General features: G+C 54.0%; 7 protein-coding genes. 3 read left to right on the forward strand and 4 right to left on the reverse strand.

Features of this window, described 5'->3' with window-relative positions; all coding sequences use genetic code 11:
• Nucleotides 1–725 precede the first annotated feature (725 nt).
• Nucleotides 726–2,087 (forward strand): ATP-binding protein, encoded by a 1,362-nt coding sequence (locus DW892_RS09530; protein WP_117767205.1) that lies wholly within the window; start codon nt 726–728, stop codon nt 2,085–2,087.
• A gap of 278 nt (nt 2,088–2,365) precedes the next feature.
• Here DW892_RS09530 and nifJ read toward each other — a convergent pair whose 3' ends face one another.
• Both nifJ and DW892_RS09540 read right to left on the reverse strand, forming a co-directional pair.
• Nucleotides 2,366–5,905 (reverse strand): pyruvate:ferredoxin (flavodoxin) oxidoreductase, encoded by a 3,540-nt coding sequence (nifJ, locus tag DW892_RS09535; RefSeq protein ID WP_117767207.1) that lies wholly within the window; start codon nt 5,903–5,905, stop codon nt 2,366–2,368.
• A gap of 477 nt (nt 5,906–6,382) precedes the next feature.
• Nucleotides 6,383–6,874, reverse strand: coding sequence for an FHA domain-containing protein (locus tag DW892_RS09540; protein WP_187365023.1), 492 nt, complete (start codon nt 6,872–6,874; stop codon nt 6,383–6,385).
• A 431-nt stretch (nt 6,875–7,305) separates the two neighbouring features.
• Between DW892_RS09540 and DW892_RS09545 the strand changes: the two genes are divergently transcribed.
• Both DW892_RS09545 and DW892_RS10330 read left to right on the forward strand, forming a co-directional pair.
• Complete coding sequence (locus tag DW892_RS09545) at nt 7,306–8,664, forward strand: radical SAM protein (protein ID WP_082421808.1); 1,359 nt, start codon at nt 7,306–7,308, stop codon at nt 8,662–8,664.
• Between the two features lie 169 nt (nt 8,665–8,833).
• The gene (locus DW892_RS10330; protein WP_124785779.1) at nt 8,834–9,037 is read left to right on the forward strand and encodes a hypothetical protein; all 204 of its coding nucleotides are present in this window, start codon (nt 8,834–8,836) and stop codon (nt 9,035–9,037) included.
• Between the two features lie 600 nt (nt 9,038–9,637).
• On the opposite strand, the gene DW892_RS10635 is transcribed toward DW892_RS10330, so the two are convergent.
• Together DW892_RS10635 and DW892_RS09550 are read right to left on the reverse strand one after the other, a co-directional pair.
• Complete coding sequence (locus tag DW892_RS10635; RefSeq protein WP_255413194.1) at nt 9,638–9,763, reverse strand: hypothetical protein; 126 nt, start codon at nt 9,761–9,763, stop codon at nt 9,638–9,640.
• A gap of 368 nt (nt 9,764–10,131) precedes the next feature.
• The gene (locus DW892_RS09550; protein ID WP_055310069.1) at nt 10,132–11,763 is read right to left on the reverse strand and encodes an ABC transporter ATP-binding protein; all 1,632 of its coding nucleotides are present in this window, start codon (nt 11,761–11,763) and stop codon (nt 10,132–10,134) included.
• Nucleotides 11,764–12,011 lie beyond the last annotated feature (248 nt).

A 12,011-nucleotide genomic window follows, 5' to 3' on the forward strand; every position in this document is an offset into this window, starting at 1 on the left:
TTGCCGAGGGCGTTGCCGCCGAGGGCGACGACGATGCGATCGGGCTTACCAAGAGGCTTAGACATTGCTGGAATCCTTTCTGTAAAAGGCCTACAACCCATTAATAACCCGCGTCCGTGCAATACGCGAGTTTATTAAGGTTTATATTCTCTTTATCGCTCATTTTATTCATTTTGAAAATAGTTTAACGGTGAACGGTCGTTTTTACCCGCTCAGCGTAAAGAAGCCCAGCTCACACATGTTTACGTCATCTACGTGCGACTTTATTTAATTAGAGCAGAGATTAGGCTGGATTATGCAAACTATATCTTTGCTAAACACATAACGGACACTGCAACTATTTACTCGCACTATACGAGATTCTATGCACTTGCAAGACAAGTATGCACCCCTGCAATAACACGGGGCTTTTCATCCAACAAAAGGGATAGCCAATCGCGCTTCACTTTGCGGCAAGCGACTGTGAGTTTGCAGTATAGAACTTTACCGTCGGGTATTGCATGAACGCCGCTGACGCACTTTCGCTCCTGCCCACCCAAGCAGCCGAGAACGCTAACGGCGTCCCCAGCGTTTTCGCATGGCACCGCGCCGACTCGATGGCTTTGAGACCTAAGCGAATCTTTGCTATCTGCCAATTTTTGTACGATTTGGGTCAAATCTATTTGCCAATTTTTGTATGATTATGGGCAAATCTATTTGCCAAATTTTGTCAATGAGGTGTTTTAATGCTACGCCGTAAGGTCACTGACAGGCTTTTGAACTGGAAAAATAACTCTCATAAGGCATTGCTTGTTACCGGTGCGCGTCAAATTGGCAAGAGCTATGCGATTCGCGCGTTTGGTAAAGACAACTACGCGTCGTATTTTGAGGCCAATTTGCTGATCGATGCCGAGGCAAGAGATGTGCTCATTGGCGCTAAGAACGCCGTTGACTTTATCAACCGCGTGGCCCTTCTTGCGGATGCACCGCTTGTTGAGGGAGATACGCTTATCTTTGTCGATGAAATACAGGAGTATCCGCAGATCGTCACGCTCATGAAGGCGTTGGTCGAGGACGGGCGCTTTAGCTATGTCTTCTCGGGGTCTATGCTTGGGACTGAGTTTAAGGGGATCTCTTCTTTCCCGGTGGGGTATGTCGAGCACATTGTTATGCGGCCAATGGATTTTGAAGAGTTTTGTTGGGCAAACAGCATCAGCGAGAATGTGCTTGCAGACATCCGCAGCTGCCTTGTCGAGAGGCGTCCCGTCGAAAACTATATTCATGAGGCGATGCTCAAAAACTTTAGAGCTTATATCGTTTGCGGCGGCATGCCGGAGGTCGTACAGAACTATATCGATTCGGGTTATTCACTCGTGAGGACGCGTGAGCTTCAAATTCAGCTGGTCGATCAGTACAAAAGTGATATCTCTAAATATGCATCGACTCGAGCGTTTAACGTTCGCGCGATTTTCGAACAAATTCCCGTTCAGCTTGAGGCGGAGTCCCATCGCTTTGTTGTTTCATCCCTGGGCGAGGGGGCTCGCCTTCAAAAATACGAGCAGGATTTCCTATGGCTGGTGAACGCGGGCGTCGGTTTGATGGTCGCCCAGGTGACGGAGGCCCGGAGTCCTCTTAAGAGGACAGAGAAGGCGACCGCCTTTAAACTATACGAGTCTGATACAGGCATGCTCGCATCACGGTATCCCGGCAGCACGGCACGCGCTGTCTACCTTGATACGAAAACCCCCAACCTCGGCGGTCTCTATGAGAACGTGGTCGCGCAGGAGCTTGTCGCCCTTGGAACTGATGCATGGTACTTCCAGACACGCGAGGTCGGCGAAGTTGACTTTGTGATCGAAGGCACCCGCGGGCACGTTGTCCCAATCGAGGTCAAATCGGGCAAGAAGGTTCGAGCCCATGCGGCCCTCGACCGTCTGATGAGCGTGAGCGAGTACAAAATCCCCGAGGCCGTTGTGCTAAGTCACGAGAACCTCAGCAAAGAGGGCAAGGTCCTGTACGTTCCAATCTATATGACATTCTGCCTCGATGAGTTTATGGAAAAGGACGACCCCAACAACGATTTCTCGTTTGCACCCATATCCCTCTAGGCCATCTGGGTCCGCAACCAGGTCCCCCTCTATGCCCAAAGCAGCGCGTGGTTTCGCGGCAAAGCCGCGAAACAGCGACCGGGACAAGGCACCCCACCAACCACGTCCTTCATCAGCCCACACAATCTGAGGACGTAGTCGTAGCAGGATCTGAGGGCTAACCTTCGCGGACACTCCGCAGGACGAAAGAACCCCCGCCGCACGTAGTGCGCAGCGGGGGTTCTTTCATGTCCGAGGACGTCCGCGAAGGTTAGCCCTCAGATCCTGCGGTGGGAGACCTAGGCCTCGTTGTACACCGTCTTGAGCTTCAACAGGTGAGCGTAGCGGTCCATAGCGGCCTGCTCGTTCTCCTTGAAGAGCTCCTCGGCGCGCTCGGGGAAGGAACGCGTCAGCGAAGCGTAACGGGCCTCGTTCATCAGGAACTCCTGATAACCGCCCGCGGGCTCCTTGGAATCGAGTGAGAACTTCTTGCCGGCAGCAGCCTCGGGGTTGAAGCGGAAGAGGTTCCAGTAACCGCACTCGACAGCCTTCTTCATCTCGGCCTGGCAGTTCTGCATGCCGCCCTTCTTGATGGAGTGCATCTCGCAGGGGCTGTAGCCGATGATGAGGGACGGGCCGTCGTAGGCCTCGGCCTCGTGGATGGCCTTGAGGGTCTGAGCCGGGTTGGCGCCCATGGCAACCTGTGCCACGTAGACGTAGCCGTAGCTCATGGCAATCTCGGCCAGAGACTTCTTCTTGGTCACCTTACCGGCGGCGGCGAACTGAGCGACCTGGCCCAAGTTCGAGGCCTTGGAGGCCTGACCACCGGTGTTGGAGTAAACCTCGGTGTCGAAGACGAAGACGTTGACGTTGTGGCCGGAAGCCAGGACGTGGTCCAGGCCACCGAAGCCGATGTCGTAGGCCCAGCCGTCGCCGCCGAAGATCCAGAAGGACTTCTTGGTGAGGTAAGCCTTGTCGGCGAGGATCGCCTTGGAAGCGTCGCAGCCGCACTTCTCGAGCTCGGCAACGTAGGCAGCGGCAGCGGTCTTGGAGGCCTCGGCGTCGTTGACGGAGTCGATCCAAGCCTGGCCGGCGGCCTTGAGCTCATCGGACGGACCATCGGCAGCGATGATGTCCTGGGTAGCGGCGATCAGCTTGTGCTGAACGGCCTCATAGCCAACGGCCATGCCCAGGCCGTGCTCGGCATTGTCCTCGAACAGGGAGTTGTTCCACGCCGGGCCGTGACCGTCCTTGTCCTTGCAGTAAGGAGCGGTGGCAGCGGGGTTGCCCCAAATGGAGGAGCAGCCGGTGGCGTTGGAAATGAACATGCGGTCGCCGGCGACCTGGGTCACCAGACGTGCATAGGCGGTCTCGGCGCAGCCGGCGCAGGAGCCGGAGAACTCCAGGTAGGGCTGCTTAAACTGGCTGCCCTTGACGTTGGCCGCGATGAGCTCCTTCTTCTCGGAGACGTTCTCGACCATGTAGTCCCAAACGGGCTGCTGGTCCATCTCCTGCTCGGTGGGAACCATCTCGAGGGCGCCCTTGGGGCAAACCTTGACGCAGTTGGTGCAACCCATGCAGTCGAGCGGGGACACAGCCATGGTGAACTTCATGCCCTTGGCCTTGGGGCCCATGGCGTCGAGCGTGCGGGTAGCCTCGGGCGCGGCGGCAGCCTCGTCCTCGGTCATCGCAAACGGACGGATGGTGGCATGCGGGCACACGTAGGCGCACTGGTTGCACTGGATGCACTTGGTCTCGTCCCAGTGGGGAACGACCACGGCGACGCCGCGCTTCTCGTATGCGGAGGCGCCCAGCTCAAACTGGCCGTCGGCGCAATCGACGAAGGCGGAAACAGGCAGGCTGTCGCCGTCCATGCGATCGATGGGCTCGAGCAGGTTCTTGACCTGCTGGGCGATAGCGGACTTGGTCTCCTCGGAGAGCTCGACGGGAGCGGCATCCTCGGCGGTAGCCCAGTCGGCCGGAACCTCGAACTTACGGAAGGCGGTAGCGCCGGCATCGATGGCCTTGTGGTTGGCGTCGACGATAGCCTGGCCCTTCTTCATGTAGGACTTGGTAGCCGCGTCCTTCATGTACTGCAGGGCGTTCTCGGCGGGCAGGACCTTGGCCAGCGCGAAGAAGGCGGACTGGAGCACCGTGTTGGTGCGCTTGCCCATGCCGACCTTGGCCGCCAGGTCGATAGCGTCGATCAGGTAGACGTTGACGTTGTTGTTCGCGATGTAGCGCTTGGCCACGGCGGGCATGTGCTCGGCGAACTCCTCGTCGCTCCACTGGCAGTTGACCAGGAAGGTGCCGCCCGGCTTGACGTCGCGGACCATCTTGAAGCCCTTAACGATGTAGCTGGGGTTGTGGCAAGCGACAAAGTCGGCCTTGGTCACGTAGTACGGCGAGCGGATCGGGGAATCACCAAAGCGCAGGTGCGAGACAGTGACGCCGCCGGTCTTCTTGGAGTCGTACTGGAAGTAGGCCTGGACGTACTTGTCGGTGTGGTCGCCGATGATCTTGATCGAGTTCTTGTTGGCGCCGACGGTACCGTCGCCACCCAGACCCCAGAACTTGCACTCGATGGTGCCGGGGGCTGCGGTGTTGGGCGCATCCTCGGCCTCGGGCAGGCTCAGGTTGGTCACGTCATCGACAATGCCGATGGTGAACTCGCGCTTGGGCTCGTCCTTCTTGAGCTCCTCGAAGACAGCGAACGCGGACGCGGGAGGCGTGTCCTTGCTGCCCAGGCCATAACGGCCGCCGACGACCTTGATGCCCGTCTTGCCGGCCTCGTAGAGAGCGGAGACGACGTCCTGGTAGAGCGGCTCGCCGATGGAACCCGGCTCCTTGGTACGGTCCATGACGGCGATCTTCTGGACGGTCTCGGGGAGAACGTCCACAAAGTGCTTGATGGAGAACGGGCGGAACAGGCGAACCTTGACCAGGCCGACCTTCTCGCCGTGAGCGTTGAGGTAGTCGATGACTTCCTCGAGCACGTCGCAGAAGGAGCCCATGCACACGACGACGCGATCAGCATCGGGAGCGCCGTAGTAGTTGAACAGGCCGTAATCGGTGCCGAGCTTCTCGTTGATCTTCTTCATGTAGCCCTCGACGACGGCGGGAAGCTCGTCGTAGACCTTGTTGCAGGCCTCACGGTTCTGGAAGAAGATATCGCCGTTCTCGTGGCTGCCGCGGGTGTGCGGGTGCTCAGGGTTGAGCGCGTGGTCGCGGAAAGCCTGGACGGCGTCCATGTCGCACATCTCGGCCAGATCCTTGTAGTCCCACATGGCGACCTTCTGGATCTCGTGGCTGGTGCGGAAGCCGTCGAAGAAGTTAAGGAACGGGGTCTTACCCTCGATGGCGGCAAGGTGAGCCACCGGCGAGAGGTCCATGACCTCCTGGACGTTGCCCTCGGCGAGCATGGCGAAACCGGTCTGGCGGCAGGCCATGACGTCGGAGTGATCGCCAAAGATGTTCAGGGCGTGGGAAGCGACGCAACGCGCGGAGACGTGGAAGACGCCCGGGAGCTGCTCGCCCGCGATCTTGTACATGTTCGGGATCATCAGGAGCAGACCCTGAGAAGCCGTGTAGGTGGTGGTCAGAGCACCGGCGCCCAGCGAACCGTGAACGGTACCGGCTGCACCTGCCTCGGACTCCATCTCGACGACCTTGACCGGGGTGCCGAAGATATTCTTGCGACCCTGGGCCGCCCACTGGTCGACATGGTCGGCCATCGGGCTGGACGGCGTAATGGGATAGATTCCCGCTACCTCGGTGTACGCATACGAAACATATGCGGCCGCCTCGTTGCCGTCCATAGACTTAAACTTACGCGCCATATACCCCTCTCCTCTCATATAGGTATACAGGCCCCGGCGATCGCCGGGATGTTGGCGTGATGGGATTTTCGCTGTTGCTTCCAATCATCTGGCAGGCAGGCTCAGCAGCAGGTACATGGCGTGGAGAGAAGGCATGCCGAGGCGAGGAGGGCTGCACGCGCTCCACAAGCCCAGCTACCCGTCTTGCACATGACCGAGCGCCGCAAAGGCCGCATGCCGGATGCTCCCGGGCACGCCCCGGCGATGGGAAGCGCCCGCAACGGAAATCCGCATGCGGGTTTATTGTACCCCGCCGTCAAGTGTAATTTCGGCAAATATAGGCGGGCGGTAAAGGTTTACCTTGGGTGACCATCAAGGGCAAAATTGATCCTTCCGTCACCGAGGGACCAAATGGCAGCTGCGGTGAAATAGGAACTGTTTTTGCCGGCCGTAGCCTTAAACAGCCCCTATTTCACCGCAACTTATTTAGGAGATGAGTCAGAGGGCGCCGAGGAGGATGGCGTAGGTTGTGGATTCTCCGAGCTTGAGCTCGTCACCGGGGTTGAGCTGGGCGGAGCGGCCGGGCTCGACCTGGGTGCAGACGTTCGTCGCGTCGTTTACCACCACGGTTCCGTTGGTGGACGACAGGTCCTCAACGTACCAGACATTTTGGTCATCGCACCACACGTGGGCATGGCGAGCCGAAACGTCATCGCCCACATCGGTGATGCCGCCCTCCCCCGTTGCCAGCGCGCCGATCTCGACGCCTTCCTCACTCGGCTGAATCCAGCGCGGGACGCTCACCGCGTAGCCGTTTTGCACGCGCAGCAGTCCCAGCGGATGCGCCGGCGCGACCTCGTGCTCGCCCGACTTGGAACCAAGGCGGGCGTGAGAGCAAACGGCATAGGGAACGAATCTTGCGGATGTACTCCTCGACGTCAGGCAGGTAAGCCCCACGAAGTCACCGGGGAGGCCCAAGCGGCCCGGCACCACTTCCAGATTCTGACCAGGGCGAGTCGTTCGCCGGTGGCTGAAGGCTCGCTCCCACCCAAAAGGGGAGATTCGCGTTGTTCCCCAATCGCTCTCGCATCTTTCATTTTGCTCGAGGTGGGCTATAAAAACTTTCCTGGTGAAAGGCGGCGATTGGTTTCCTTTCTTTCTAGAGGAGCGCGCCTGTAATCTGTTTTCATCCTAAATCAAGTTGAGATCGGACCTTCCAGAGGCAAGTCGACTCAAACTGCGAGGCTCCATGTTGGAATAAAGAGCGCTGTCGAAGTGCCAACAACACAAAGCTTGCCAGTCTCAAATAGAACCTTTTGGGAGTCCGATTGGGCCGCACACCGAATCCCCGCTGGTGGTTTTTTATAGCTGCGTAACAATAAACAAGGTTAGTGCCAGTCCAGCATGAAATTGAGGAACGTATGCATTTTTTCTCAGTAAGTGATCGTCGTTACTGCTTCGATGAGGTCACTCGCAATTGCTTTCAGGTTGACCAAGCATCAGAAGATGCGCTTCGCATATTTGAAGCATCGGGAAGAACGGTCAACTCGAAGTTGCTAACAAAGTCACTTGCTGCGAAAGGCTACGACCAAACGACCATAGCAGAACTTGAAGACGACATTGATGAGTATCAACGATTGTCTGAGCGGACTTTCTTAACAAAAGACACGCCTCGAAAACTTAGATCCATCGAACTCCACGTTTCACATGCATGCAACCTTGGTTGTAGTTACTGTTTTGCCGGTAAAGGAGATTATGGAACGTCTCCTCTGCTGATGACAGACGAGATAGCCTTCAAGGCGGTCGACTACCTCGTCGCAAGTTCATCGGAAAACGAAACGCTTGCAATCGTCTTTTTTGGTGGGGAACCCATGATTAACGAGCCGCTGATATGGAAAACGGTCGACTATTCAAAAAGAATATACCCCAATAGAAACTTTACCTATTCTATTACGACCAACGGAACGCTTTTGAATGACACTGCTGTGAATTCTTTCAAGGAGCACGGGTTTTCTGTTCTGATTAGTCTCGATGGTACAGGATGCAAGCACGATGCATCGCGCCCGTACAAGACGGGAGGCGGCTCTTTCTCCGATATCGACAAAAACGTTCGTCGTTTTTCCGAGTCGTTCCCCTTCGGCGCAAGAGCGACCTTAACAAATAATAACTGTAACCTTGTTGAAGACTATCTTCAGTTTAAAGAGATGGGCTTCAGAAGGATTTACTTCTCGCCCGTGAGCTCATTCGATGAGAATATCAAACTCGACGAACACTCATTAAACAAAATCAGGGCGGGCCTAATAGATTTGGCGGATCAATATCTCAAACAGATTGATCAAGGGGAAAAGCCCTTGTTTAGAACATTGAAAACTGCAGTTGATTTGATTATGAGCAACAGGATCGCCTTTGTCGGATGCGGGGCTGGCAGGCGTTTTATTTCCGTGACTCCCGAAGGGGACGTATACCCCTGTCACAGGTTTGTCGGGATGATGCGATTCAAAATGGGCAACATCGTCACCGGAATTGACGAAACTAGGTATATTGAAAACTGGAGTCAGGGTGTCGAAAAAAGAATTGACTGTACGGACTGTTGGGCTCGGTCTTTCTGTGGTGGGGGCTGTAGCTGGGAGGCTGCAGACGAGCACGGCTACTTGCCCAAGAGTCTACACCCTGCATCATGTGAATATAGAAAAATGTGCTACGAGATGGCTTTTGACCTTATTTCCCGCCACTCATCTTCGCAGGAGAAAAATCAACGAGAAGCTACTGTATCGGAATAAGCGGTTCAGCGCATTGCTGTCACCATTGTGGAGGTGTTCGTTCTTCTGATTACCGTCTGCGAAGCTTATTGCTACGTTCGCCGAAACCATTCTAGAAATATGGTGAACTAGACATCTTGGTTTGTTATACACAATATTGAGGTTTTTCTGCACTCAAAGGGAGGTAGTCGTGAAGCATATTCATCCGATTAATCCAGGAAGTGGCGACGAGGCAGGCGTGAAGCCGATGTCTTTTGACTGCCTCTTGGGCATTACTGACATCTGTACTGTTTATGATAAAGCAGATGGCTGTGGTGCATACGATTACTGCGACTATGACATGGATGGCGGCAGCATCTGCGTTGTAGATCACTGTGGCATTGATCAAACGTAGTCTCTAATTGGATTAAGGTGAGGAGCTGTTATGAAGCATATCCATCCTGTTGGTTCAAATGAACATACTCCCGTTGAGCCTTGTTGTCTTGGAGTTGATATATGCAATTTTTACGACATCGCCGAGTGCCCTGTTGCGGATTGGTGCTATGTCGATAAAGAATCAAGCTGTGTTTTGCCAGCAGATTGGTGCGATCCAGTTGACGAGTAGTTTTTGTGTCTAGGAACTATTTGGTCCAATTCAAAATAAGATGGGGACAAATACCAAAATCTCGTGTCTGGGAGGAGTTATGCCATTATTGCAAGGTCTCGTTGGATTAACCTTTGTACTTGCTTTATATCTAGCACCTTTTTTATTGTTATTCTTCATTATCCGATTCTTTCTTCGGAAAAAATAGGAGTATCACGCAAACATTAGCGTAGCTTTCTTCCAATATGAGCCGAGCATTGGCAAGTGGAATAAGAAGCCCGACCGTTCGTCACATGAAAGTGATCGGACGGGCCTCTCAATTTAACCCGGGCCGCCACCCATAGCGGCTTTCCGGGCGTATTTTCGGTGCAAAGCAATCGTCAGTTTAATCCTATGCGTCGATACCGCATTTCATTTGTTCGGCTCGTATTCTACGGCCTTGTAACCCTCGCACTCTCCGGCAAACGGATTGAACACGAAGGCAGAGATGATGTGTGCGTGGACATCGAGGCTGCTGTAGGCAACATACTGGGGCATGGACCCCCGCTGCGCGTGGCATGCGGCCCGGCATATTCATTGCCGTCCAACCCCGTGTAGTTGCAGCAAAGGGTGGAACCTCAATGCTCAGCTCATGTTGTCCGTGGGACACGAGAATTGTAAGTACACTTTGGTGTGATTCTCACGATGATACTGAGCCACCTGGAATAAGATACGTCGCGACAACACTTCGCTTCACCTCTGTCTCGACAAGACAACGTAGACTAAAGTTTCCTTTAGTAAGAGAATGAGAACTATATCTGAAAGCGTTGCGATGGCGTGAAGGCACCGAGTCCGAACCGACTGAATGCTACGTGCATCTGCATCGCTTTTTTGTTATCTCTGTCAGTTGGGTAGCACTACACTTGTCAGCATTTACCCCGGTACATGCTGCCTAAATCCACTACCCCTTCTACCGCGCCGACCATCTCGTCATCGTGAGAGACAATGATGATCAGCTGGCTTTGCTTGTTGCGCTTAACATAGGCCGCAAGCTCGGCGCGGCTTACAGCGTCTAACCCAGTCGTGGGCTCGTCGAGTACCAAAACTGACGACTTGCGTGAAATCGCCGACCATAAGTACACTCGGCGCAGCTCACCGCCCGAAAGCGCGGAGCAACGTTTCCCGAGCAACTCCTTCACGCTGTTTTCCAGCGAAAGTAGGCCATCTACACCCCGGTGATAGGAAGAAAAGGGCGTGTCGAAATACTCTAACAGCTCTTTCACCGTTTCGTCCGGCGCGAAGCACGACTGTGGGCAGCACGATATCTCTCTCGCACGTATGTAATCCAAGTCGCATTCTTCGATTGGCACGCCGTTGTATTTTACTTTGCCTTTCGATGAGTATAGCCCGAGCATCAAGTAAAGAAGTGACGTCTTGCCTCTTCCGTTTTCCCCAACTATGCAATATGTACCAGGACCGGAAAACTTGAAAGAAAACCCGCCGAGGACCTCTCGGACAGATCCGTCTGGAAGGGCAACCGAGAATTCCAAATCAGATACCGAAATGTCATTTATTTCATCGAGTTTAGCTAAATCGGTCCGATTCCACCCCGATCTCTCCTTTTCTCTCGTCGCGATAGCCGTCCTATCCCATGATGCTTTGGCATCTTGATAGGATTTGAACAATGACATCATACTTTTCAAAGTCTTAAAGAGAACCGCGAAGTATGTACCGATGATAGTGTACTCGCCTATTGACATAGTTCCGTTAATGATTCGTACTCCGGAAACAACAAGTATCACCGCTTGAAACAACGCTGCGAAAAGACCATCGAGCGATGTCAGAGAATATGATAGCTTTCCGGAGCGCAAAACTTTGGGAAAATAGCTCTTAAACCCAGCGTCGAGCGCTTGTTCGCTCTTGCCGTACGAAGATGTCAGTTGAATGTTGAGAATCTGATTAAGCTGCGATGCAATTGCGGCGTAAAAGGCGCTGTCCGCCTCTTTCTTCTCATACGTGACCCTATACAAAAGTTTCCTCAACCCAGTAATTACACAGAAATACACGATGAGGAGAATGATGGAAAACACCGCGAGAGTTGAATCAATTGACCATATGATAAGCAATACGATGGGAATGGCTACAATGGACAGCGGCGCACTGATAAAATTCGCCAAAACGAAGGATGAGACCACGCTAGAGTCGGAAATAATCCGTTGCGTTGTATAGGCTGGATCGATGGTCCGACTCACCAAGTAATCGTCTCTTTCAAAACGCAAGACGGCCTCCCTGAGAAGATCAAAGGAAAGTCTCGTGGTTATGCGAATGGAAAGTGTTCCTGCAAAATAAGTAAAGAGGGTGGAGAAAACTCCTATTGACGCAACCAGGAGCGCGAAGAGTACGGCGTCTCTTTCGCTGCGGTTACCGAGAAGAAAATCTAAGAATTTCCCGTTCACGTATGGCATGGCATAGGAGAGAGCGGTTCCAATCACCGTGATAGCAATGAAGACGAAAGCCCCTTTTGCTCTGATGAACCTCGAGAGAACGCATCGAATCAAGGAAGGCCCCAATCTACCCGCCACAAAACATCAATCACTGATACCTTACACCTCAACACAACAGGAGCGAAGATTTGCCAATGAGACTGCTTTAAGATTGCCTTGGGCCAATACGATCTCAAGCTCTTCCTACAAGAGAGTCGGAATCGGACATCTCCTCCGACGAACCTGGCAATCGGGCGGTTGAAATATCTTTTTCAACCGCCCGATTGCCACAATAGATTTGAGCATCCGCCCACAAACGTCCG

The organism is Collinsella sp. AM40-7AC (assembly GCF_003468125.1).
Lineage (GTDB): Bacteria > Actinomycetota > Coriobacteriia > Coriobacteriales > Coriobacteriaceae > Collinsella > Collinsella aerofaciens_O.